The 23,657-nt window shown below is 54.0% G+C and carries 28 protein-coding genes; 13 read left to right on the forward strand and 15 right to left on the reverse strand.

The genetic code is table 11. The features are described 5' to 3' along the window. The 3 genes from phaeop14_RS19345 to phaeop14_RS19360 all read left to right on the forward strand — a co-directional run bounded on the left by phaeop14_RS19345 (nt 1) and on the right by phaeop14_RS19360 (nt 5,268). Complete coding sequence (locus tag phaeop14_RS19345) at nt 1-1,029, forward strand: replication initiator protein A (protein ID WP_096790667.1); 1,029 nt, start codon at nt 1-3, stop codon at nt 1,027-1,029. 58 nt (nt 1,030-1,087) lie between these two features. Next, the gene (gene parA, locus phaeop14_RS19350) at nt 1,088-1,756 is read left to right on the forward strand and encodes a ParA family partition ATPase (RefSeq protein WP_096790668.1); all 669 of its coding nucleotides are present in this window, start codon (nt 1,088-1,090) and stop codon (nt 1,754-1,756) included. Between the two features lie 356 nt (nt 1,757-2,112). Further along, nucleotides 2,113-5,268 (forward strand): Eco57I restriction-modification methylase domain-containing protein, encoded by a 3,156-nt coding sequence (locus phaeop14_RS19360; protein ID WP_096790670.1) that lies wholly within the window; start codon nt 2,113-2,115, stop codon nt 5,266-5,268. A 19-nt stretch (nt 5,269-5,287) separates the two neighbouring features. Here the strand turns inward: phaeop14_RS19360 and phaeop14_RS19365 are convergent, their stop codons facing one another. The 7 genes from phaeop14_RS19365 to phaeop14_RS19395 all read right to left on the reverse strand — a co-directional run bounded on the left by phaeop14_RS19365 (nt 5,288) and on the right by phaeop14_RS19395 (nt 9,383). Next, the gene (locus phaeop14_RS19365) at nt 5,288-5,827 is read right to left on the reverse strand and encodes a recombinase family protein (protein ID WP_096790685.1); all 540 of its coding nucleotides are present in this window, start codon (nt 5,825-5,827) and stop codon (nt 5,288-5,290) included. Nucleotides 5,828-6,079: 252 nt separating this feature from the next. Further along, complete coding sequence (locus phaeop14_RS19370; protein WP_158524522.1) at nt 6,080-6,592, reverse strand: TetR/AcrR family transcriptional regulator; 513 nt, start codon at nt 6,590-6,592, stop codon at nt 6,080-6,082. A gap of 55 nt (nt 6,593-6,647) precedes the next feature. Then, nucleotides 6,648-6,992, reverse strand: coding sequence for a DMT family transporter (locus phaeop14_RS19375; protein WP_050686568.1), 345 nt, complete (start codon nt 6,990-6,992; stop codon nt 6,648-6,650). Nucleotides 6,993-7,228: 236 nt separating this feature from the next. Then, on the reverse strand, nt 7,229-7,573 hold the full coding sequence (locus tag phaeop14_RS19380) for a hypothetical protein (protein ID WP_145957415.1): 345 nt from the start codon (nt 7,571-7,573) through the stop codon (nt 7,229-7,231). Nucleotides 7,574-7,830: 257 nt separating this feature from the next. Then, on the reverse strand, nt 7,831-8,124 hold the full coding sequence (locus phaeop14_RS19385; protein WP_096790672.1) for a hypothetical protein: 294 nt from the start codon (nt 8,122-8,124) through the stop codon (nt 7,831-7,833). Then, nucleotides 8,121-8,471, reverse strand: a complete 351-nt coding sequence (locus phaeop14_RS19390) for a DUF2958 domain-containing protein (RefSeq protein WP_096790673.1) — start codon at nt 8,469-8,471, stop codon at nt 8,121-8,123. Before phaeop14_RS19390 ends, phaeop14_RS19385 begins: the two co-directional genes overlap by 4 nt. Nucleotides 8,472-8,741: 270 nt before the next feature. Then, the gene (locus phaeop14_RS19395) at nt 8,742-9,383 is read right to left on the reverse strand and encodes a recombinase family protein (RefSeq protein ID WP_244905876.1); all 642 of its coding nucleotides are present in this window, start codon (nt 9,381-9,383) and stop codon (nt 8,742-8,744) included. 175 nt (nt 9,384-9,558) lie between these two features. Here phaeop14_RS19395 and phaeop14_RS19400 point away from each other — a divergent pair, with 175 nt between their 5' ends. Then, on the forward strand, nt 9,559-10,080 hold the full coding sequence (locus tag phaeop14_RS19400) for a hypothetical protein (RefSeq protein ID WP_145957416.1): 522 nt from the start codon (nt 9,559-9,561) through the stop codon (nt 10,078-10,080). Nucleotides 10,081-10,332: 252 nt separating this feature from the next. After that, nucleotides 10,333-10,662 carry a hypothetical protein gene (locus tag phaeop14_RS19405; protein ID WP_096790676.1) on the forward strand — a complete coding sequence of 110 codons (330 nt, stop codon included), beginning with the start codon at nt 10,333-10,335 and terminating at the stop codon, nt 10,660-10,662. A 17-nt stretch (nt 10,663-10,679) separates the two neighbouring features. On the opposite strand, the gene phaeop14_RS19410 is transcribed toward phaeop14_RS19405, so the two are convergent. Both phaeop14_RS19410 and phaeop14_RS19415 read right to left on the reverse strand, forming a co-directional pair. Then, the gene (locus phaeop14_RS19410) at nt 10,680-11,996 is read right to left on the reverse strand and encodes a relaxase/mobilization nuclease domain-containing protein (RefSeq protein WP_096790677.1); all 1,317 of its coding nucleotides are present in this window, start codon (nt 11,994-11,996) and stop codon (nt 10,680-10,682) included. Then, a complete protein-coding gene (locus phaeop14_RS19415) occupies nt 11,965-12,324 on the reverse strand; it encodes a plasmid mobilization protein (RefSeq protein ID WP_158524523.1) in 360 nt (119 codons plus the stop codon). The genes phaeop14_RS19410 and phaeop14_RS19415 overlap by 32 nt, the downstream gene beginning before the upstream one ends. A 159-nt stretch (nt 12,325-12,483) precedes the next feature. Between phaeop14_RS19415 and phaeop14_RS19420 the strand changes: the two genes are divergently transcribed. Continuing rightward, on the forward strand, nt 12,484-13,212 hold the full coding sequence (locus tag phaeop14_RS19420) for a type IV secretory system conjugative DNA transfer family protein (RefSeq protein ID WP_096790679.1): 729 nt from the start codon (nt 12,484-12,486) through the stop codon (nt 13,210-13,212). Here phaeop14_RS19420 and msrB read toward each other — a convergent pair. From msrB to phaeop14_RS19450, 6 genes are all read right to left on the reverse strand, one after another. Then, a complete protein-coding gene (msrB, locus tag phaeop14_RS19425) occupies nt 13,200-13,664 on the reverse strand; it encodes a peptide-methionine (R)-S-oxide reductase MsrB (RefSeq protein ID WP_096790615.1) in 465 nt (154 codons plus the stop codon). The genes phaeop14_RS19420 and msrB overlap by 13 nt on opposite strands. A gap of 74 nt (nt 13,665-13,738) precedes the next feature. Further along, entirely contained in the window at nt 13,739-14,278 is a 540-nt protein-coding gene (locus phaeop14_RS19430) for a fasciclin domain-containing protein (RefSeq protein ID WP_096790614.1), read from the reverse strand. 81 nt (nt 14,279-14,359) lie between these two features. Beyond that, nucleotides 14,360-14,920 (reverse strand): fasciclin domain-containing protein, encoded by a 561-nt coding sequence (locus phaeop14_RS19435; RefSeq protein WP_096790633.1) that lies wholly within the window; start codon nt 14,918-14,920, stop codon nt 14,360-14,362. A gap of 210 nt (nt 14,921-15,130) precedes the next feature. Then, a complete protein-coding gene (locus tag phaeop14_RS19440) occupies nt 15,131-15,823 on the reverse strand; it encodes an anti-sigma factor (RefSeq protein ID WP_096790613.1) in 693 nt (230 codons plus the stop codon). Then, on the reverse strand, nt 15,820-16,362 hold the full coding sequence (locus phaeop14_RS19445; protein WP_096790612.1) for a sigma-70 family RNA polymerase sigma factor: 543 nt from the start codon (nt 16,360-16,362) through the stop codon (nt 15,820-15,822). The genes phaeop14_RS19440 and phaeop14_RS19445 overlap by 4 nt, the downstream gene beginning before the upstream one ends. A 19-nt stretch (nt 16,363-16,381) precedes the next feature. Further along, the gene (locus phaeop14_RS19450) at nt 16,382-16,963 is read right to left on the reverse strand and encodes a recombinase family protein (RefSeq protein ID WP_096790611.1); all 582 of its coding nucleotides are present in this window, start codon (nt 16,961-16,963) and stop codon (nt 16,382-16,384) included. Between the two features lie 163 nt (nt 16,964-17,126). On the opposite strand from phaeop14_RS19450, the gene phaeop14_RS19455 reads away from it, so the two are divergent. From phaeop14_RS19455 to phaeop14_RS19485, 7 genes are all read left to right on the forward strand, one after another. After that, nucleotides 17,127-20,021: a Tn3 family transposase gene (locus phaeop14_RS19455; RefSeq protein ID WP_096790610.1), complete on the forward strand. Its 2,895-nt coding sequence runs from the start codon at nt 17,127-17,129 to the stop codon at nt 20,019-20,021. A gap of 82 nt (nt 20,022-20,103) precedes the next feature. Further along, a complete protein-coding gene (locus phaeop14_RS19460; RefSeq protein ID WP_096790680.1) occupies nt 20,104-20,826 on the forward strand; it encodes a type IV secretory system conjugative DNA transfer family protein in 723 nt (240 codons plus the stop codon). Then, entirely contained in the window at nt 20,813-21,382 is a 570-nt protein-coding gene (locus phaeop14_RS19465) for a hypothetical protein (protein ID WP_096790681.1), read from the forward strand. The genes phaeop14_RS19460 and phaeop14_RS19465 overlap by 14 nt, the downstream gene beginning before the upstream one ends. Nucleotides 21,383-21,654: 272 nt before the next feature. Next, nucleotides 21,655-22,077 carry a hypothetical protein gene (locus tag phaeop14_RS19470; RefSeq protein WP_096790682.1) on the forward strand — a complete coding sequence of 141 codons (423 nt, stop codon included), beginning with the start codon at nt 21,655-21,657 and terminating at the stop codon, nt 22,075-22,077. 42 nt (nt 22,078-22,119) lie between these two features. Then, nucleotides 22,120-22,365, forward strand: a complete 246-nt coding sequence (locus tag phaeop14_RS19475) for a hypothetical protein (protein WP_096790683.1) — start codon at nt 22,120-22,122, stop codon at nt 22,363-22,365. Continuing rightward, nucleotides 22,362-22,562, forward strand: a complete 201-nt coding sequence (locus phaeop14_RS19480; protein WP_009827401.1) for a hypothetical protein — start codon at nt 22,362-22,364, stop codon at nt 22,560-22,562. Before phaeop14_RS19475 ends, phaeop14_RS19480 begins: the two co-directional genes overlap by 4 nt. 20 nt (nt 22,563-22,582) lie before the next feature. After that, nucleotides 22,583-23,014, forward strand: a complete 432-nt coding sequence (locus phaeop14_RS19485; protein ID WP_145957417.1) for a hypothetical protein — start codon at nt 22,583-22,585, stop codon at nt 23,012-23,014. Nucleotides 23,015-23,657 lie beyond the last annotated feature (643 nt).

Below are 23,657 nucleotides of genomic sequence, written 5' to 3' on the forward strand. Positions count from 1 at the left end.
ATGACGAATTCACGCTCCCCTCTTCTGCCTGATCGTCACCCACAAAAAGACCTGTTCGTTTGTGATATCGTGGACGCTGTGCCGAAGGGCGACATGGCCTCAATGGAGCATCCGGTGTTCACGCTGTCCACCAAACCGGACATGAAACCTCGGCGCTATCAGAATGGCGATAATTCGATAGAGGTCTCTCCCTCCCGCTACGGATTGGCGACGGTGCATGACCGTGATGTGCTGATTTACTGCATTAGCCAGTGTATGGCCGCGCTGAATGATGGCCGAAAGGTTAGCCGTTCTATGCGGTTCAAAGCCCATGACCTGCTTGTGGCGACGAACCGTCGAACATCGGGCCAGGGATATAAGCTGCTGAAAGATGCGTTGCGGCGGCTACAAGGCACTCAGATCGAAACGAACATCCGCCAAGGCGGGAAAGAATATTTCAAAGTTTTTGGTCTTATCGAGTCCGCAGAAATTATCCGCGAGACACGCGAAGGTAGGATGCAGGACGTGGAAATCACCCTGTCGGACTGGGTGTTTGATGCCATCGAGAACAATCATGTTCTGACGCTGAACAAAGAGTATTTCTTTCTCAGAAAGCCGCTTGAACGGCGGCTCTATGAACTCGCTCGCAAGCATTGCGGCGCACAACCTAAGTGGAAGTGCGGTCTTGAGCTCTTGCGCGACAAGTGTGGATCAGGTTCGACCACGAAGGAATTTAGGCGGCTGCTCTCAAAAATTATCGAGGATGACAGTGTGCACGACCATCTGCCCGACTATGCCATGAGCATCGAGGGGGATAATGTTGTTTTCCGCCCCAAGGGTGCTGAGGCGGTCGTCGCCCTACCCTTCCAGGCTTTGCGCTTCAAAAAGCTGGACACTCATGACATAGCGCGGCGGTTAGCGCCCGGTTGGGATGTCTACGTACTGGAAAACGAATGGCGGTCATGGGTGAATGACAAGGCCATCGACGTGAAGGACGCGGACAAACACTTCCTAGCGTTCTGCAAGAAACGCGGAGCGTACAAACACTAAAAACACAAATGTGGGTTTGTGACTTTACGGCTTCCCACGAATGTGGTGAGGTCGATTCATGATTATATCTTTCCTGAACCAAAAAGGCGGTGTCGGCAAAACCACCCTCTCGGTGAACGTGGCCGCTTGCCTGGCGCGTCAAGGGCATCGGGTGTTGCTGATTGATGCGGACAAGCAAGGCTCGGCAACGACCTGGGCGAGTCTGCGAGAAGATGCCCCCTTCCAAGTCGTGAGCATGGCGCGAGCGAACATGGCACGGGACGCGCTCAAGCTAGCGCAAGATTACACCCACACGATCATCGACGGGCCACCCCACGCGGAAGAGATTGCCCGATCCTGTATTGTGGCCTCGGACTTCGTAGCATTGCCTATTGAGCCCTCGGGTCTTTCGACCTGGGCATCGGACCTGACGGTGCGCCAAGTCAAAGAAGCGCAAGAGTTCAAGCCGACCATCAAATGTGGGTTTGTGGTTTCCCGCAAAATAGGGAAAACCGTGATTGGCCGGGATATCCGCAATATGGCCGCAGAAGCGGGGTTGCCGATTTTAGAGAGTGAAATCGAGCAGCGTGTCGCCTTCGCAGAAGGCATGACCATGGGGCAAACGATTTTTAAGTGGGCAGGCGATAGCAACGCCGCCCGCGAGATTGAACACCTAACGAAAGAGATTGAGCGGTATGTCGAAGAAGACGTTTTCAGCGGCTCCGAAGCCAAAACAACCCACGGATGACCAAATCCTCGCGTTTGAGCGCGGCGGAGCAGGGCATGACACGACACAGGCGTCGAAGCCGGTGGCGAAACCTGCTGCACCGGATGAACCGACTAAGCGCCTAAGCCTCGACCTGCCGGCCAGCCTTCACACGCGGTTTAAGACCGCTTGTAGTGCGACGGACAGGAAGATGGTCGGTGAAGTCCAAGCCTACATCGCGACACGGACACAAGAGCTCGAAGACGAAGCAGGGATTACCCGTAAATGAACAAACGTACAAATGTGGGTTTGTGGTTTTACTCAAAGTCAACGGGTACCCACCGCCACTTAAGGAAACATATAAGAATGAACAAAAATTTTTCGGAGCTCAAATTATAATGAGTGCACTATTTAATAATTTGAAAAAAGACCGGCCATCATGGAGCAACGAAGAAGAGCTTAGGAAAGGGTGGCTGAAGCACATCGAGAACAGCTTGGGGATGACGTTCCATGCTGAGCGAGAACGAAACGATGCTTCATACAACCAAGTAATTATTGAATTTAAGAGTCCTGGGCTTTTCAAAGGCAACGTGAAAAGCGCTTCGTTTATTGAGGCCGTAGATGATAGACTTTACAAATACATAAAAGCTCGATCTGCTTCCGAAGGAATTCCAGAAGAAGATTATATCGGCATAGCGATTGATGGCGACCATATTTGCTTTGCTTTTATGCAGAATGGTAAAATCGTTCCACGAAATTTATTGCCGTTTAACTCGGCATCCGTCGAATTGGTTGCTCAAGCGTGTGTAGACTCAAAGCGAAGAGCCGTAACAGCCGCGAACCTTGTTGAAGATTTCGGACACTCTGCCGAGATCGGAAGCTCTATGATGACTACGCTCGTGGAGCTCCTTGAAAAGCGGCTGATGGCTCAAGGTAATAACAAGATAAAGCTTCTCTTTGAGGAGTGGAGAACTCTGTTTGGACAAGTAGCAGATTTGTCTGCTGCCCAAGCGGCTGAAATACGAAAAAGTATTCCATTCTCGCCAGCACTTCCTCCTAGTGACATGGTAGCCGCAGCTCTATTTGCTATTCACACTTACAACGCGTTTGTCATGAAAATGTTGGCGGCTGAGATTGTTGCTCAATATGGATTAACGGCCTATCCAGATTTTTGCGAACATTTGCTTGGAAGAGATGATAATCAGCTTCTCACATTGCTGGATACTGAAGTCGAACAAGGACAGTTCTTTGACGCTGCGCGAATTACAGGCTTTGTAGAGGAGGCGGTTTTTTCTTGGTACTCTGACAGAAGCTTAAGCCCGGAAGACAAGAAGGCATGTTGTACCAGTATTAGGCCATTGCTGACACAGCTGGCGCTGTACAGAATGGACGATCTAAGTGCAGCTCGTTCACACGATGTCTTGAAATCATTCTACCAAGCTCTCGTACCAGAAGCGCTTCGTAAAGCACTAGGAGAGTTTTACACTCCCGATTGGTTAGCCGATGTGACTTGTGATCGGGCTGAGGTACCAGATTGGTCTAGTGCAAGGATACTCGATCCTACCTGTGGTTCAGGGTCATTTTTGCTTGAAGCAATCAGACGAAAACGAAAAATCTCAGAAGAGGGCAACCTTTCTGACGCAGAAACATTATCTAAGATATTAGGTGAGGTATGGGGTTTTGACCTGAATCCGTTGGCCGTTCAAGCATCTAGGGTAAATTTTCTTATCTCGATTGCCGATCTGATTTCCTCAACTGGAATGGAAGTTGAGTTGCCCGTTCTTTTGGCTGACGCTGTATATTCTCCAGCACATTCCCCAACAAAAGGGCAAGAGTTTGTTGAGTACGGAATAGGTAGCGCCCAGGCTAACTTGAACATTGTCCTGCCGTCGGCCCTCGCATTTGATCGCGCAAGGTTAGATGACGCTTTTGCGATCATGGCCGAACGCGTCCATGATGAGCAAGAATATGATGTTGTGGAAAATCAACTCATTAAAGCTGGCATAATGAGCGATACTGAAGCGGCCTCTTGGCATGATGCTCTCTCATCAACGTACGGACAGGTGCTTGAGTTACATCGCCGCGCATGGAACGGTATCTGGTTTAGAATTGTTCGAAATTTTTTCTGGTCTGCTGTTGCAGGGCAATTTGATGTTGTTGTCGGAAACCCTCCATGGGTTCGGTGGTCAAACTTACCGGAGCAGTATAGAGAAAGGATAAAACCTACTTGTGAGCAATACACTATCTTTTCAGAAACCCCTTATCATGGGGGTAACGAACTCGATATTTCAGGAATGATCACATACACGGTAGCTGATAAGTGGCTAAAACCAGAAGGTGCGCTTGTCTTTGTGATAACACAAACGCATTTTCAATCACCATCATCTCAGGGCTTTCGCAGTTTCCGGATTAATGATGAATTTAATCTGGTTCCAGAGTGCATTGACGATCTTAAACACTTAAAGCCGTTCTCAAAAGTGGCTAATAAAACGGCCATCATGCGTCTGCGGAAAGTAAAGCATGATAAAGCGCCTCAATATCCCGTACCATATCGAGTTTGGCGAAAACTGGATGGTACTTCCGCATCAATACCTGAAATGCTGCGGAAGGCGGACGTACTGAAACGGGTTAACCAGAACCTTTGGGAGGCAAACCCAGTAGAAGGTGGCAACTCACCTTGGGCAATTCTCCCTCCTGGAAGGTTTTCCGACATGGCATCCCTTCAAGGGAAGAGTGACTGGATAACTGGACGAAAAGGTGTGACCGCTGACTTGAACGGCGTATATATGGTTCGGATAGTTAATCAGAACCAAAAGACAGGTTTAGTTCAGGTCGAGACTCGCCCAGAGGCGGGACGGATAGACATTGGCCCTTCGAGAAAATTCTGGATTGAGCCAGATTTACTTTACCCACTACTCAAAGGGGCGTCTGACTTCTCTGCATGTGATATCCACGTACGAAACGAGCTTTTTATCTTAGTTCCAAATCATGGGATTAACGCAGCTCACTACCGTGATGCTGAAAGTGCCATGGGCGGCCTAAAGCAAACTGCAAAGTACTTTAAACACTTCAAGCCGCTTTTGCAGAACAGGTCCACCTATCGGCAACGGCAAAAGGGCGCTCCATATTATGCTGTTTACAACTCTGGCTCATATACCTTTTCCCCTTATAAGGTAGTCTGGGCAGAGCTATCAACGACATTTGAAGCTGCGGTTTTTGAGGACGAAGAGGTGCCTTTAATGGGAAGGCGTCCGTATGTTCCGGACCATAAGGTCTATTTTGCCGACTTCACATCTAAGGAAACCGCGCATTATGTTTGCGGCATCTTGAATTCGAAAATCGTACGTGAGTATGTTGAAAGTCATACGATTCAGATACAGGTCAGCAATATATTCAAGCACCTCAGTATCCCGCGATATGACTCAGGCAACAGGAAACATGTAGAGCTGGCCAAATTGTCGGAGACCGCACACAAGGCGACATCGAAGGTTAAGCGTGAAAATATAATAGCCGAGATGTCCATGTGCGCCGAAGAAATAATCAAAATCTCGTAAAGTTTGATGAGTTGAACAGTTAAGCCCGCCGTACGGTCTTGGTACTAACCTTGAACAGGCGGGCGATCTCTGCCAAAGGCCGTTGCTCATCGTCCCTCATCCGGCGCACCTCGTCGCGCTGTGCTGCCGATAGGGCAGGGGGACGGCCTCCGACGCGGCCACGCTTGCGGGCGGCTTTTAGGCCCTCCCTGGTGCGCTCCGATATCCGCTCGCGTTCAAACTGGGCGATGGATGCGAACACATGGAACACGAGGCGACCTGCCGGGGTCGTCGTGTCGATGTCCTCGGCCAGGGAGCGGAACCCTGCGCCGCGTTCCGCGACGCTCTCCACAATATCGAGAAGGTCACGCAGCGACCGCGCGAGCCGGTCGTATTTCGTGACCACCACCACGTCGCCCTGGCGTAAATGGTCGAGCATCTGGTCAAGCTGAGGCCGCGACCTGGTCGAACCGGTGATCTTGTCCGCGAACACGCGCTCGGCTCCGGCCTCCGTCAAGGCGTCGGTTTGGGCTTCGAGCTTCTGGTCGTCTGTGCTGACGCGGGCGTATCCGATAATCATGGCGATGATGGTGCCATAAACGTCCCAAAACCCCAAAGGTTTTGGACTGGGTTTTTGTCCTTATCAACAGCTTGTTTTGCCGTGGGGCAAGGCAGGGGGACAAAAACGACCATTTTAGGCCGCGTAGTTCTGACCAGAGGTTTTTGTCCGACAGCAGCCGTTCGTGCCTGTGCGGCGAAAGGCAGCTTCGAGCCCAGAATACAGAATGCTGCGCGTCGCACGAACGACCGCTTTCGGAAAGTGGGTCGCGAGCTATCCTCGTTTGCCAGCGGAAAAGGTACTCTTCGTCAGAGCTTCGTGCATACTCTTCCGCTCCGGGATCGCCACCCCGAAGTGTTGGGCCAGCCAAGCTCCGTCTACGGCAAACCGAGCAATGCTTAGTTCGACGTTGCCTTGATCTTCACCGTATTCAGAGAGTTGGTCATTCAGCCACTCTGTCCATTTCATCCGAAGAGCCGGATCATCCAGCATGAGGAGCGAAAGAGCGATCCATGTCTGATCCATGGCCGGTTCTTCACCACCAAAGGCCAGATCAATATAGGCACGGGTGAACGCTCCATGCGCAACACGATCCTTCGAGGCCCGAGCCCCAATCTCAGAAGCCAGTTGGTCTAAGACTTCCTCGAAGATCGCATCAATCAAGGCCTGCTTGCTCGGGAAGTGATGAAGGAAGCCGCCTTTAGTGACACCGGCAGCAGACGCAACGGCTTGAACTGTTATTGCCGAGATGCCGCTTTCAATGGCGAGCTTTTTGGCTTCATCCATGAGGCGGCGTCTAACGGCTTGTGGGTCTTTGACGCGTTTATGTGCTTCTGGCATCTCAATGTGAGACGCTACCAGACAGCAAGTTCATGACAAGCACACCGCCGACGATCATAGCAATTCCCGTTACCGCCCAGAAATCCAGAGCCATCTTAAACACGACGACACTGACCACCGCCGTCAGGACGATGCCGAGACCAGCCCAAACGGCGTAGGCCACACCAAGAGGCACCATCTTCAACGCAAGAGAAAGACAGTAAAGGGACAGGATAAAGCAGACCAGCATCCCGAGAGATGGCCACAGCTTCGTAAACTGTTGGGACAATTTCAGCAGGGTCGAACCGCTGACCTCTAGGATAATGGCGGCTCCCAGAGCCGTGTAGGCAGCAAGCATGGCGTTCATTTCAACATCTCCGTCGATTTTCGATAAACATACCATACGAATGGTTTCTTTCAAGGCCACTCTTCTACGTTATTTGTGGTTTTTAGTCATCAGAGCGGTCATTGTTCTCGAAAGGGAAAGGTCTGCTTTGTCCCGCATAGCGAGCTTTGCCTCTGGCCGCAGTGAAGGTCCCGGTTCAGGGTCGTCGGTGGCCAAAACTCGCGCGTTTTTGTCACCGGCGGAATCGACCGTTTATGTCACTTTCGTTCAGCGGTTACAATCAAGCCCTCTGTAAAGCTGTATCCATATCCATATCCCCACCCCCAACCATGAGCATGGTCCTTCATATATTGAGCATGATGGTTTGTCTTATAGTTGAAAATACCAGAAGTAATTTCCGAAATATTGGTAACCGTGTACCCTTCGCCTTCAAGCTCCGAAATAACCTTGGCCAAGTCTTGGCACAGCCTCTTCACGTCAACGCGCCCTTCATAGACGCCGTCTTGAACCCTATTTCCTGTTTTTTTCCGCAGCATCCCAGTCACCTTGTCCTTGTAACGAGGCATCCAGCTTGAGCTGACAAATCGAACCTTTGTTGACATTAGCGTCCCTTATTCACAAAAGAATTTAGCCAATGCCAATCACGGTTTTCAACGCTTAAACTGCCCCGGCGGCACGGCTTAGAGTCTGTTATTCCTGTATATGATTAAAACCATCCAAAATACATTATACTCGAAATACTCGGTGCCTACCGCGAAGTCTTTTGAAATCTGATCACGAGTCACATCAACATTTTCAGCGCAACCGACGACTAGATGGTAACATCCGACAATTGAAAACAGCATGTAATAGGGGGCTATTATAGCAGCACCCCCTGGCGTGAAACCTCGACATGAGCCTTCCATTCGTGCGTCTGGCTGGCCTCTTCGAACCACGCTTCGACGTAGGCCGTTGCTCCACCTGCGTCGATGATGTTGCTCTCCCACAAGAAATGCGACCGGTAGCCGGTTTCGGTAATCGGCAGCGCCGCCCCTTTGGGCGACGCGGTTTTGATTTCGAGGTGGTCGATAGGGCAGTTGTGCCAAGCGGACACGTGCCGGATGTCGATAACGTAGTCTTGCCAGATCAGGCGATGTCCCCAAGTCGTAGTCATGTTACAATCCTCCCGGCGTTTCTGGCCGCGTCGGCGTAGCCGTTCAGGGTCATCTTGGCTGTCCAGTGGCGGTCGCGCTCGATGCCAAGGCCGAACGGGCCACGCACGGATTCAAGCTCGCTGATAGAGACGCTACCAAGCTCGGGATGTCCGAGGTCACAGAGGCCAAAGGCGATGTCCGGGCATTCAGGGTCCAGCTCGGTCAACAGCCAGGTTCCAAGCCCTGACGGGTTGAACAGCTTCACCACGGGCTGGAAGTCGATTTCCTCCGGCGTCCCCCTCACTGGGTCTTGCTTGCGACCGTTGGCGATAAGCCGGTCGTACTGGGCTTTGGTTAGTAGTTTCATCGTTCTTTCCTTTCGTTGTTCGCCCCTCATTGGGCGCGAAACAAAAGGGCAGGCCGCATCAGCGGCGGACGCACAGACCAACACGGGTGGCCATGGCCACTGGCGCGGGCAGGCTCTTGCGAACGCTGCGAGGTTTGCCAATTTGAGCGTTCATGGAAATGAGGGGAACCACGAAAGGTACGATGAGACCGGACAAAGCACGGAACCGGAAAAATCCGCCATCATCCCTACGGCGCTGTGTGGGGGCGCGGGATGATTTCGAAATTTGTCCTAGCTCGTGTGGCGCTTCATCGCCCTCGTAAGAGTCTGCGCGGAAACCCCGAGCTCGTCGGCCAAGCTGCGTATGGTTCGGCCTTCCTCATCATGTGACCGGACGGCCTCGCGCACCTGGTCGTCGGTCAAAGACACTGGCCTGCCGATATGCTTACCCCGTCGCTTCGCCGCTTCCATCCCGGCCTTGGTGCGGTCGCTGATTTGCTCGCGCTCAAACTCGGCAAACACGGCCAACTGGCCATAGAGCATCCGCCCCATGGCTGTCGTCGTGTCGATGCCTTGTGTGATGGCCATGAAATCCACCCCGCGTTTCCGAAGGTCGGCCAAGAGTTGTAACAGGTGAACCGTGGAGCGCCCAAGCCGGTCGAGCTTCCAAACCACCAGGACATCGCCACTCTGCAAGTCTGCCAGTACCTCGCCAAGGCCTTTGCGCGATACCACCGCGCCGGACACTCCATGATCGGCGTAGATAACATCGCACCTGGCGGCGGTCAGAGCATCGAGCTGCAAATCCGCCGTCTGCTCATGGTCAGAGACGCGCATGTAGCCGATTTTCCGGCCGGGTAGTGATGGGTCGATTTCTCCTGCTGGCACCTCTTGAGGATCAGGATTCGTAGCCGGTGAGCAAGGTGGTTTCATGCGAATCGGTGCTTTACAAAAGGGTTCCCTTTTGGTAGCACTGCCAGAAATCCGAGGCGCTGTCACGAAAACCCGGTTTTCCACAGGTTTCCGTGGCGACTTTGTCGCCCCAAACTGTTGATTTGCGCGGGTGCGAAAGGGAAGCCTTTCGATGCCTCGCAATGAGGAGTCCGAAATGGCAATCGTTTCCCTTTCTCGACCGCAGCGAGCTCTGCGCGGAGCCGTTGTGACACTGGTCATGGCCATTCCCCTCATGTCATTGGCGGGCTGCAAGTCAGAAGAAGAGAAGTTTTTGGATGCCGTTGATGCTCTCTGGATAGAGCTGGCCGCCGAAAACGAAACATTCATGGCAGCCGTCAATGCTGACGACGGCCAAGTGGCGGGCCAATCTTTGATTACGGTCGAAGATAAGATGATAGAATTCAGCGACGATTATTTTGAAGGTCATCTTTGTGTGTTGGATAGCCAAAACCAGTTCGTGTGCTTTGAACGTCTCGTCGCGGGCAGCGAAAACCCTGCCACCATCAAATTCATGCAGACCTATCCGAGGGTACAACTAATGGGGTCAATTTTTGAAACGCATTTCCCAGGGTTGAGAACAGCGCTGCGTGAACCACAAGCCGCCACCGCAACCCCGCCAATGCCCGCTTCCGAAATCGACGCAGGGGCACTGCTACCACCACAGAGCTCTGACTAATCAGCTATCACAGCAATTGGAGGACCACGAAATGAGCTATCCGACTTTTAAGGATTCGAACGGCCAGACAATCTCGACTTCGAACGGTCAAACACCCTATGGCACCGGCAGCACAGTGACCATCTACAATTCGAATGGCACAACCCAAAAAGGCACTATACACTCCGGCGGATATGCCGTGCCCAACAAATAATCAGCTCGGTGTGAAGCGTCGCCCGCCGCCTTCCCGCACCTAACCGTGAGCACTTGTCCATGAGACTTCTCAAGCACACCACGCAATTTGCCCTAGTCATCGTGCTGTCCATCGCCTTATTTGCGGGCATACTCTTCTATGGCTTCATGATGTTCTTTGGAGTGATTGGAGGACAGCTCCCAAGCGCCTTGGCCAATGACCCCTACTTCACACCCATCATGTACACTCTAACTGCCGTTTGGGTCGTGAGCGCCATTGGCCTTCTCGGCAAACTCAAGGAAGGTCAGCAGAATAACCGACTTCCCAAAGCACTGACTGGAAGCTTGGCGATATCGACCTTTCTGGGCATCGCTATCCCCCTGTACTACGCGGAATACGTGTTCTTCTGAAAACCACGGGAAGCGCATTATCGTGGCGTGAACTTGCGACCGCCTCCCTTTCGCGGTCTGCTACGCGACCGCTTGGTACGCTCCTGAATACGCTTCCCAGCTCTATCAGCATCTTCCGAGCTTGTGGAGTTTCGAACATGTTCAGCAAAGCTTGATTTGGCTGATTTCCGGCCAGTGTCGTCAGGCTTTTGAGCTCTTGGACGTTCCGGTTCAGGCTTAGGGCGCGGTTTCCTATCGGGTTGTTGCTCTCGTTCCCAAATTTCATCGGATTCCGTCTTAAACCGATTGAGCCGGTCAGCATCCTGCGCCTTCCATTCTCTCAATAGCCGTTCACGCTCCGCCTTCCACGCTTGGGCAGGCTCCTGGCTGGCGGTGCGGACATAGTATCTCTGGTGATTGGCAATCTGCTGACGTTCCAAGTCCTGCTTACGCACCAGGTCCGCGCGGAGCTGCTTGGCAGCGGTGATCGCTGTCAAAAGCGATGCCCCCACGCGGCCGCGGTCGGCCTTATCCATGACAGTACGGATGCGCCCGGTTAGACCAGCATCGAACGCCTTCAGCTCTTCACGATGCCGCTTAAAAACGTCCCGCCAGATTGGTTTGAACATCGTTTTGGTTTCGAGTTTCCGGGTCTCGATCCGATGCTGGCGTTTCCGCCACAAGGCTTCGAGCTGGTCATTTCGAGGATCTTTGGCTTGGCTCTTCTCGTCACGGTATCGCTGCCAATGCGCCTCGCTCTTCGCCTTCTTCCAAGCATAGTAATCCTTGCGGCTGATATACTCGCCCTTACGCCATTGCCCTCGGGCGCGGGCCGCATTGTTCTCAACACGGGTATCGCAAAACACCCGGCCATGTACCTTCTCATAAGCCTCAGCCCATTGGCTAAGTTTGAGGCGGTCTTTTGATGTCACTGCCGCGCGGCCTGTTTGAGGGCAAACGCGGTTCACGATGACATGCACGTGCGGGTGCTCGCGGTCGGTATGAGAAACGATGAGGGCTTGTCGGTCACTCAGCCCTAGGACGGCCAGGGTCTGTTTCGCGGCAGCGATCTGTTCGGCCATGGTGGGGGCTTCGGTCGGGTGCCATGCAAGTGAGTAGGCATAAACCGGCTTTTGCAATTTGCGGCCAGCTTTCAGACCGGCTTCCCGTTTCAGATCATCCGCATGGGCGGCGGTGTCGATCATGTGCGCGACGGCCCGATCCGGGTCGTTGGTGGGCAAGTTCACAGTCTCGGTGAACGCCACGCGCTCGTTCGTGTTCGCCTGCTTGTCGTGCAGGTAATAGAGGGCCGCGCCTTTGAAGCTAGCCCCCGATTTCGCGACCCTCGGAACCATGGTCAAGCCACCTATCGAAAAGCGTATCCAGTTTGGCGACAAGCGCCTCGATGCGGTCGGGCGATGAGATGCCCCCCGCGTTCATTACGTGCGCCATCTGGTTCAAGTTCGAACCAATCCGGCGCAGCTCATTGCGGGTCAAAAAATCGGGTGCGGATGTCTCGGTAACGGTCACGGATTTGTTCAACGCGGCAGCGCGAACGAAGTCCGAAACCGTCATGCCAGCTCGCGCGGCTTTCACCCGAAGGCGGGCAAGATCAACAGGCGACAGGCGAATATTCACCTGCTCTGTGGCCTTCTCGTGCGGCGCTTTTTGTGGCCGTGCCATCGGGTTCCTTCCTTTCCCTAGCTGGGTGTCGGGGGTGGCGTTAGACCCCTGACCGAGGTTTTTGTATAGCAAAAACATATCTCGCTACTCTTAACTTACAAGAGAAGGGTTGGAATCCTGTAGAAAAATCCAAGGTTTTCCACAGAGGGAGATTTTTTCATGACGCATCACGTTCGACCTGACCCGCCATCCGCTTCTTGGATGCCACCCAATGAATTAACTAAGGACCGGTTCGCATTTGGTCGAGGCAAAATTATCCTCGGTCGAGCCAAAGGGCGAACCGTTGCCTTCGATGACAACCGCCATGTCGTCACCGTCGCCGGATCACGGGCAGGCAAGTCAGCCACCTCCCTCATGTCGAACCTGCTCACCTGGGACGGCTCCGCCATTGTCATCGACCCCAAGGGTGAGCTCGCCACCAACACGGCCAAGTGGCGGGCCAAGCTCGGGCAGGATGTTTATATCCTCGATCCGTTCGGGGAAGTCACAGGCGATGCCGCAAAATACCGTGCCAGCTTTAACCCGTTTGATGAGTTGCGCGTCTCACACTCCGACGATGTCGTGGACAGTGCGGCAATGATCGCGGAAGCCCTCATCGTTCAAGGCGAACGCGGTGCGGATCACTGGACGATGTCAGCCAAGAACCTCATTCGGGGTCTGTGCCTTTACGCCCTCCATGCGAAGCCACAGGACGCCTCTCTGCGCGATCTGCGTGAAATCTTAACCTCGCCCCTCACGGAGCCGCCGGACGGCCTCAGCGGCTCTAAAATCGCGTTAGAGCGATACTTCGAATACATGCTCGACGCAGAAGACGGGGTCGCTTACGGCTGGGGGCGGAATAGTACGCTAAGCCTGAAGCCATCGAGGTTTGCTGTTCATACTGCTTGAAACACCAAGCTTAAACCATTTAAGCAATGACGTTTACCAGTTGGCTGCGGTCCGTCGTTGAAGATGTGTCCCAGGTGACTACCGCAACGACGACAGTGACATTCGGTGCGGGTTGTAAAGAACGTATTGTCCATTTTGGTACCAATAGCGTTTGGTAGGACATCCCAAAAGCTGGGCCAGCCGGTGCCGCTGTCGTATTTGGTATCCGAAGAATACAACGCCAGATCACAGCCTCTGCAGTGATACACACCATCCCGCTTCTCATTATTCAGGGGACTGGCGAATTTTCGTTCGGTCTTTTCTTCGCGCATCACCAGATACTCTGCCTCGGTTAACATGGCACGCCATTCGGCTTCTGTACGAGTGATTTCGAAATCACCTGTTGTGGCGTGACCCATGGTGGCGAGTGCAATAGAGCTACTGGTTAGGGCGATAAAGTCGCGGCGTTTCATGATCTTTCCTTTCCTGAATAAATTGGCCCACCTGAGAGGATCAGGCGGGCCTTCTGGTTACCAAAGCCTCCCTGTTACTTCGGCAACAGAACTTTGTTCACCACATGGATGACACCGTTCGACTGGTTCACATCAGAAATCGTAATTTTCCCGGCGTTTCCATTTTCATCGTAGATATAAATATTATTGCCACGCACCTGCGCTGACAGGGCATCTCCAGAGACGGCTTGCATGTGATAGAAACCATCAGCACCGGCGTTACGACGGATCTGATTGGCAGAGATGTCGCCTGCAACGACGTGAGCAGTCAGGATTTTCACCAAAGTATCTTTGTTTTCAGGCTTGAGCAGGGTTTCAACGGTTCCAGCAGGAAGCGCTGCAAAGGCATCGTTGACAGGGGCGAATACCGTAAAGGGACCAGGTGTTTGGAGCGTCTCAACCAGACCAGCAGCCTGCACAGCAGCGACAAGCGTGGTGTGATCAGCGGAGTTAACAGCATTCTCGACGATGTTTTTCGTTTCAAACATTGGCGCGCCGCCTACATCCGGGTTCGCAGCGAAGGCAGAGGTTGCAGTCGACAGGCTCAGGGCCAAAACAATAAGCGTGCGTTTCATTTTGATATTTCCATTTTCGATTTTTTATTGAAGAAAAACCGACGCCCAAGGAAGGTTGAGCGCCGGAAGGTTTGGCGTTTATTACATGGCAGGCAGAAGAACCTTGTCGATCACATGGATCACGCCGTTGGATTGTTTGACATCTGCAATGGTCACGGTGGCTTTGTTGCCCATCTCGTCTTCAATAAAGATCTCATCGCCATCATAGGTGGCTTGCAGTGTGCAGCCGCCGACCGTCGGTACGGGGTGCTTGCCGTTATCGTCATCGACCATACCGCGGATCGCATCTGCCAATGCATTGGTTGCAACCACATGGCAGGTCAGGATTTTGGTCAGCTGGTCTTTGTTCTCTGGTTTAAGCAGGGTTTCAACAGTGCCTTCGGGCAGCGCATCAAATGCTGCGTTGACCGGAGCAAAAACAGTGAACGGGCCTTCGCTTTGCAAAGTCTCCACCAGACCAGCAGCCTGAACAGCGGCCACAAGCGTTGTGTGATCGGCAGAGTTAACGGCGTTTTCAACGATGTTTTTGTCGGCGAACATCGGCGCGCCGCCCACCATCGGGTTCTCGGCGGAATGACTAGCAGCAAAAGCTGCTGAGCAAGTGATCGCAACTACGGCTACGCTGTTGATCAGGGATTTCATCATTTTCTTGTCCTCTCAGTGATGTACAGACGTTGTGTCTGGGTCATGCTAAAAGCCACGGCGTGGCAGAGAGAAAAGTTTCAGCCTGCTTTCGAAAAAGATAAGAAAAATCGTATGGTATTGAATTGTAAGAATAAAAACTCACGAAAAAATAGAATTATCTGGAAGGTGGAGCCACATTCCAGATAATATTCAACGCCTTTGGTTGGTTCACAAGGCCTGGATTGGTCCTGCCGCAAGCACCGCACCTGTTGGCTGACCCGTTGGCGAACCGCCAGTGGGTTCATCGCTAACCGCGAACAGCGCCGCAGTCAGTCGCCCTGCCAGTTCTTGAGGAATTGCAATGCGCCCTTCATTTCCTTCAGGAATTAGACCAAGCGAGATCGGTGCCGTCGCGCCTTCAAGGATGAGCCACATTTCATGCACCCGTCCAGTCGCTGGGGAGCCTTGCGTTCGGCGCACAACCAGTGCGTTGGAAACCGCCGAAAAGGCTGCGACAATTACCAGAGAACGGTCTTCTGTCGCGACTTCTGCAGTATGGGTCGGATTAATTTGCAGGGGATCCTGCAAGAACGGCATCACGAACAGAGCCACTGCGAACGCGACAGCCGCAATACCCCCTGTGCCAAGTAGCCAAGCCCAGATGGTGCTTCGTGAGGTCAGCTCAGGTCCAAAGAGACGCCTATCAATGGCGGACTTTGCCCGTTTCGGCGGCGCGACTTCAGCGACTTCATCGGAAAACACAAAAAAGTGCTCTTCCCATCCGCGCACAAGATCACGGAGCGCAGCATCGTCGCGCAAACGTTCCTTAAAGCTGGCCCGCTCCGTTGGCGACAGCAGATGCAAGGCATATTCTGCCGCCAGAACATCGTCATCCGGGTTATATGTCTGTGCACTGCTCATCGCGTCAAACACTCTCTCAACTTTAGTAAACTCCGGCGCAGCCAAGTGCGCATGGTGTTTACAGGCACCGCATATCGAGCGGCTAAATCTTCGTAGGTCTCCCCCATTATATAGGCACCACGCACCGCGCCTGCTTTGGGATCGTCCAGTTCATCCAAACAATGATCAATCCTGCGCCTGTCCGAAGCGGCCATCACCGATTGTTCCGGCGTGGGGCCTTGATCGGCGATATCTGCGCGTTCGCTAATATCATCATTCGGTGCTTTTCTGGCCCGCAAACGATCTATCGCCAGATTGCGGGTCAGTGTGATTAACCATGTCATCGGGCTATAGCCATTCGCCTTGAAGCGATCCGCACGTTGCCACACGCGGATAAACGCCTCTTGCAAAGCCTCTTCTGCTTCGGCCCGGTTGTTTAAAACACGTAAGCAAACGCCAAAAAGTTTCGCCGAGGTTGCATCATATAGCGCATTAAATGCTTTGCGGTCCCCAAGTCCGACCCGCACAATCCAATCCTCAATGTCATTTATATCAGCCATGGGTATTCAAAACGTCCTGCTATGGATCAACGGTCTGTCGATTCAGCGTTCGATAGACGGTTGGCCGTGACACCGAAAACACCTCTGCGAGGTCACTGATTGAATAATCACCGGTCGCATGCATGCGGGTGAGTTCGCGTTGCTGCCTGTCTGATAGTTTTGGCTGTTTGCCGCGCAGCTTGCCTTTGGCGCGGGCGATGGCCATGCCTTCGCGGGTGCGCATGCGGATCAGATCGGATTCAAACTCAGCAAAAGTGGCAAGGATGTTGAAGAACATCTTTCCCATGGGGTCGGAGGGGTCATAGACCGATGCGCCCAAGGCGAGTTTGACGCCCTTCGTTTCGAGTTGGTCGGCGATAGCACGGGCATCTGGAACGGAGCGGGCCAGCCGGTCGAGCTTTGGAACAACGAGCGTGTCACCTGTCCGCACAGCAGCGATAGCTTGATCAAGGCCGGGGCGGGCGCGGTTGGTGCCGGTTAATCCATGATCAGCGTAGATGCGATCTGGAGCCACGCCCAAAGTTTCGAGCGCCTGTTTTTGAGCTGTGAGGTCTTGGCCGTCGGTCGAGCAGCGGGCGTATCCGATTTTTGTCGCAGTCATGTACAAAGTGTACGAATAAGGGGCCTCTTTTGCAAATCTAATCGTACCAGATATATGAGACACCGAAAGCAGCGGTTTCATGCGGTGCGTCTGTTCGCCTGAACCTGTCCGCTCAGCGTCCGCCTTACGGACGCCGCCGTCAACTCCCATTCAGGAAATCACCTTGCCACGACGACAGATTTTGAATGCCCGCCAACGGGCCGCGCTCTTTGACTTGCCGAGCGATCAAGAAACGCTGCTGCGGCATTACACCTTGGCGGATGATGACATTGAGCACATCCAATCTCGCCGCCGGTCGCACAACCGTTTTGGCTTTGCCCTTCAGCTCTGTGCATTTCGATATCCGGGGCGGCTCTTGGTGCCCGGTGAAATCATCCCGTCAGTGATCGCGGAATTCCTCGCGGCGCAGCTTGGTTCGAACCCCGACGATCTGGCCGATTATGCGCATCGTGCTGAAACCCGCCGCGAACACTTGGCCGACCTGCGCGAAATCTACGGGTACAAGATGTTCACCGGGCGTGGGGCCCGCGACCTCACAGAATGGTTGGCGGGCGAAGCTGAAACAACGCAATCCAACGCCGATCTCGCCCAAAGATTTGTGGATCGCTGCCGCCTGTCCATGATGATTGTGCCTGGGGTCACCACTGTCGAACGGCTTTGCGCGGATGCCTTGGTTGCCGCCGAACGGCGGATCGAGACCCGGATCGTTGATCGGCTCGATGACGATGCAAAGCATAAGCTGGGCGGCTTGCTGTCTGAGTTGATTGACGACCGGATCACCCGTTTGGTCTGGTTGCGCCAGTTTGAGATTGGCTCGAACTCCGCTGATGCTTGTCGTTTGTTGGAACGTTTGGAGCTTTTGCAGGGTCTCAATCTCAGCCCCGGCATCCTCGATGGTATCCCACCTCACCGGGTCACACGCCTCCGCCGCCAAGGCGAACGCTACTTTGCTGACGGCTTGCGTGACATATCCAGTGACCGGCGGCTTGCGATCCTGGCTGTCTGCGTCATCGAATGGGCCGCTGCCATCGCGGACGCCATTGTCGAAACCCACGATAGGATCGTTGGGAAGACTTGGCGAGAAGCCAAGAAGATCTGTGATGCGCAGGTCGATGCTCAGAAGGTGACCATTGAACAGACGCTACGCTCATTCACAGAACTCGGATCAGCGTTGTTGGCTGCAAGGGCAGATGGTTCCGATCTGAATGCCGCTATCGCAGATCACCCAGGATGGGCCGGTTTGGAAAGCCTGATCGCCCAATCCTCTAAGCTGACCGGAGCGCTTGCCGCTGACCCGCTCAGTCACGTCAAACAAGGCTATCGGCGCTTCCGACGATATACGCCGCGTATGCTGCGTGCTCTGGATATTGAAGCCGCGTCTGTCAGCACCCCGCTTTTGCAGGCGGCACAGATTGTGTCTGGGGCAGTTGCTTCAGGTACGCGCCCAACGGGGTTCCTGCGCAGAACTTCGAAATGGCACAGGCATCTGAGCGCGGAACCCGAAGACGATCACCGATTGTGGGAGGTGGCCGTCTTGTTCCATCTGCGTGACGCCTTCCGTTCAGGCGATATCTGGCTCGCGCATTCCAAGCGCTACGCCGACCTCAAACAGGCGCTTGTCCCGGTTGATGCCGCAAAATTGGTGCCGCGACTGACTGTTCCCTTTGATCCTGATACCTGGGTAAGAGACCGAAAAGCGAGAATGGCAGATGGTTTGAAACATCTCGCCAAAGCAGCGCGAAACGGAGCCATCCCCGGCGGCACAATTGAAGATGGCATCTTGCATGTTGATCGTCTGAAACACGACGTACCGCCAGAAGCAGATGAGCTTGTACTTGATCTGTATCGCCGTCTGCCTGATGCGCGCATCACTGACATTCTGATGGATGTGGAAGACGACATCGGATTTGGCGAGGCCTTCACCCATCTCCGCACGGGTGTACCGTGTACAGATAAAATCGGCCTGTTGAATGTCCTTTTGGCTGAAGGCCTGAACCTTGGCTTGAGCAAGATGGCAGAGGCAACCAGCACCCATAATTACTTTCAGCTTTCCCGCATCTCGCGGTGGCATGTCGAAAGCGATGCCATCAATCGCGCTCTGGCCATGGTGGCCAAAGCCCAATCTGACCTGCCAATGGCCCGTTTCTGGGGAACCGGCGTGACTGCATCAAGTGACGGCCAGTTCTTCCCTGCGTCCCGGCAGGGCGAAGCCATGAATCTGATCAACGCAAAATACGGCTCCGAACCAGGCCGCAAAGCCTATACCCACGTCTCCGACCAGTTCGGCCCGTTCGCGACGCAAGACATTCCGGCCACAGTCAGCGAAGCGCCCTACATCCTCGATGGCCTGTTGATGAACGAGGCAGGCAGAAACATCAAAGAGCAATATGCCGATACCGGCGGCTTCACTGATCACGTCTTTGCCGTGACATCACTGCTGTCTTATCGGTTCATCCCACGTATCCGCGATCTCCCATCAAAGCGGCTCTACGTCTTCGATCCTGCGGCCACGCCCCAAAATTTGCGTAACATGATCGGCGGCAAAATCCGCGAAGACCTGATCCGCCAGAACTGGCCAAACATTCTGCGCGCGGTCGCAACAATGGCATCCGGGTCTATCCCACCCAGTCAAATCTTGAAGAAACTGGCATCGTATCCCCGTCAGCATGAGCTGGCCTTGGCTTTGCGAGAAGTCGGGCGTGTTGAGCGGACGCTCTTCATCATCGACTGGCTACTCGATGCGGACATGCAGCGCCGCGCCCAGATCGGCTTGAACAAAGGCGAAGCCCACCACGCTCTGAAAAACGCCCTGCGCATCGGACGCCAGGGCGAAATCCGAGACCGCACCGCTGAAGGCCAACACTACCGCATGGCAGGGCTGAACCTGCTGGCTGCACTCGTCATTTACTGGAATACAAAACAACTTGGCCTCGCCGTCGCGGCCCGAATGAAAGAAGGTAAAGACAGCCCAGACGCGCTGCTCTCGCACATCTCACCCCTCGGATGGGCGCATATCCTGCTCACCGGCGAGTACAGGTGGCGAAAAGCGCGCCAATAAACCCTTAGCGTACTATTCCGCCCCCAGCCGTAAGCGACCCCAAGACGCTTTCGGCGGCGTGGTGTCCGGCGTTGGCGGCTCCATGCTTGGCAAACACGAAGAGGAACGAAGCGCGGTCATATCGACCGCCATCGAACAAACCGCCTTTCTCGACTCGCCCCCGATGCGCCGCCATTTGGCTGCGCGGGGGCTCCCCTCCCTTCGAGTGCTCAAACATAAACCCACGACGATTTTCCTCGTGCTTCCGGCCTCGAAAATGGCGACGCATTTTCGGTGGCTGCGCCTTGTCATCACGCAAGCCATGGCCGCGCTCGAAGGCGAGAAGAACAAGACGGGCCGCGATGTGCTCTTCATTCTCGAAGAGTTTCCGACGCTCGGATACATGCGCCAGGTTGAGGCGGCGGCGGGCCTTATGGCCGGGTACAACGTCAAGCTTTGGACGGTCATGCAAGACCTCTCCCAAATCCAAGCTCTCTATCCCAAGTCCTGGGAAACCTTCCTTGGCAATGCGGGCATTGTCGAAGCCTTTGGCAACACGGATTCCGTCACCCTCGAATATCTCTCCAAGCGGCTTGGCACGACCTGGGCCGTGCAGCGCCAGCCCGAAAACCTGACCTTGCAAGCCAAAGCCTCCGGCCAGCCCCATGAGCGCGAACAAATAATCTCCGTGCCGCTCATGGCCTCTTACGAGATTGCCCAGGCTTTTGCCCGCGACAAGGGCAACAAGCTGGTCATGGTTGCCGGTGAAAAGCCTTTCGCCCTGAAACGTATTTTTTGGAAGGACATGATCCGTGGCAGAACTTAACTTAAAAACCGAATGGATAGCCGAAGACGTTGTGAAAGTCTCTTGGAACGACGCCTGGCATATAGGTCAAAGCGAAACCGCCGGGGGTGCTGCGTTGATAGGGGTGCTCGCAATTTTTGGGGTCGGAGTATTTTTCGCACTTAATGGCGCAATGCTCGTGTTATTGCTTTCCGTCATCCTCTGCTTTGGTTTGGCAATTTTCCTGTCTACCCACTCGTTCACCTTCGTGAACTCTCTCGCTGTGGACTTGGACGGATTGCACCAAGACGAGTGCTTCTTCCCGCTCGATGACATCAGCCGCATTGAATACAGCCCGAAATCCCAATGGACTGGCAATCAGCCCCAAGCAGGCAAGAAAGACCCGACACAAATTCGCCTATGGCTGCACGACCACGCGAGCTTTGTTCTCAGTGAGAACAACTGGGAAACACAAGTGAACCACCGCATCCGCCATGCAATCGAAGCGGCCATCAATGACATCAGGAAGATGGACAACGAAGACCGGCGTTTCGAAGAACACGGCACCGAAAATCAATACGGGATACCAGACTATTGAGCCGAATTCGGGATATGGTGATCGCCCTAGCGGGCAATCACATGACTTACCCTGCGAGGGGGAGGAAATCCCCCTCGCGCTCCCCCTCCGCTCGCCGCGTGGCAGACCCCGAAAGACAAAGTCCTTTCGGGGTGCTGGAATACGCTGTGGACGGTCATGTGTCGGCATCAAGTAAAATAGCCCTGCCGTGGCTCGGCTTCGCCTGCGCCCGCACCACCAGGGCGATTTTCCATGACACCGCCCCCTGCCCTAACACGATAAAGGAATGAAATTTGGCAAAAGAATTTGATGAAGAGGGATTCAATCATCCCACGGTCAAGCACGTCACGGATATGGTCCATGACCTTCTAAACGGTGCAGATGGTGGAATTATTGGTGGCGATAGGGACCGCGACACCATGCGCGTGTGTTTCGATATTCCAAAAGCCTGGATTTTGTTCGCGGCTTGGAAAACCATGACCCGGCGTGATGCGGATACCGGCAAGTTGGAACACTGGGCGGTCGAGCAACACGAACTCGACGATGAGGCCGTCTGGGACTTCATGCGGCGGCAGGTCCGTCCATATCTCTATCGCCTCCTGGACAACGAAATGCACGCCAGCTTGCACCATGTTTGTCATGGCATGGATGGAATGTTTTGGGCCGGTGAAGACGATGCCCCTGACGAACCGGAAGATCCGAAAAGCCCTTTTTAAGCAAACGCGGGGTAGCCCCCTGCCCTAGTTGGAGACCCAATCATGAAAGAATCTGATCTCGAACCCTTCCGCGACCTTGTGAGCGAAATCCAACGCGCCCGGCTGCGGGCGTTCTTCGGCGGTGATGAGGCTGGCAATCCCGTCGATCAGGAACCAACCGTAGACACCCTTTTGGGTGAGCTTTTCTATCTCCATTTGTGCGCACGCAAAGCCTATGACGATCTGGCGGCCAAGGTCGATGGCGCTCGGTCATATGGCGAAACCATCGAACCTGGCGCACCATCATGAAGGAAACAGGCACCGCCATGCGCGAATGCCCGGTCTGTGATGGGTCGGGCATGATGCCGGATGCTCTTTGCGAAGTGCTCCACAAGCCTGCGCTCAAAGGCACGGTGCAATGCTGGACTTGTTACGGCGAAGGAAGGGTCGAGCAAGATCGTACCATCGACCGGGTTTGGACCTGGCACAAAGACGATGAGGCATGACCAGTTTAGACCAGGACAAGATGGCACGGCTGCGCGATTGCGCTGTGGCGGCTGTGGATGAGTACAAGCTGAACCTGCCCCTCCGGCATATCATCGAGCTCGGCAACAAACCCTTGGGGCGCAGAAGTTGGAAGCTGACAACTCACGAGATGGATGTGTTTGCCATTCCGATGGATCAAATCCACGCCTTACTCATCGCCTATGCCGCGTTTGGGAATTACATCGGCAAGCGATGTCCCGATCATATCCCCCAGGATGAGTTTCGCGGCCTGTTGGTTTGGTTGCGTCATCACCGGTATGGGCCTGTCGATGCCATTGCTCCGGCCAAGGCAGATGTCTCGGAATTTTGCTGGCTGGCTGAAACGGTGTTTGGTCTCTGCCCTGAGCTGGCGCTTCGGTATTTTCAAAAGCGAGAACTGAACCTGGCTTCTGTCCAAGGTCTCGTATCCTAGCACCCCCCTGGTAAACCCTTACGGACGGATGCCACCTGCCTCGGTGCCGTGTTCTTCGGAGCCGTCATCGCCTGAACCGATACTAGAGGGGTTTGATGGTTCTGGAGCAAGGGCGCGTAGCGGGAGCGGACCCACGCGCAAGAGCTCGTCTCTGAGCATGGGGAGCACCCACCCCTTGCTTCATGGTTCTCAAAGCACTCATCGGTCACATATGGCGATGTGGCCTCGATGGTCATGGCTCGCCGCAGTTGTTCTTTGGTGAGTTGGAAGCTGAATTCTGTGTGTGAAGACACGAAACATAGTGCACAAATGTGGGTTTGTGGGATTTCCTGTTTTAAGCTAGGGGGAGTTAAATAGAGTTATAATAGAGTTACGCTGTGGATTTCGACTCGTAACGCACTGAAAAAAAACGCGTTTTGGAATCGGTCGGTGTGTGAAATGACGAAAGATGGTGTGTGAAATGACGAAAGATGGTGTGTGAAATGACGAAAGATGGTGTGTGAAATGACGAATCCACCTAAAAGTTATCCACAGGCCATTCGGTGTGTGAAATGACGAGTCTTGACGAGTGGTGTGTGAAATGACGATAGTAGCTCATGGTGTGTGAAATGACGAATCTAGAGCTGACTGTGTGGTGTGTGAA

It is taken from the genome of Phaeobacter piscinae, from assembly GCF_002407245.1.
In the GTDB taxonomy this organism is placed as follows: Bacteria; Pseudomonadota; Alphaproteobacteria; order Rhodobacterales; family Rhodobacteraceae; genus Phaeobacter; species Phaeobacter piscinae.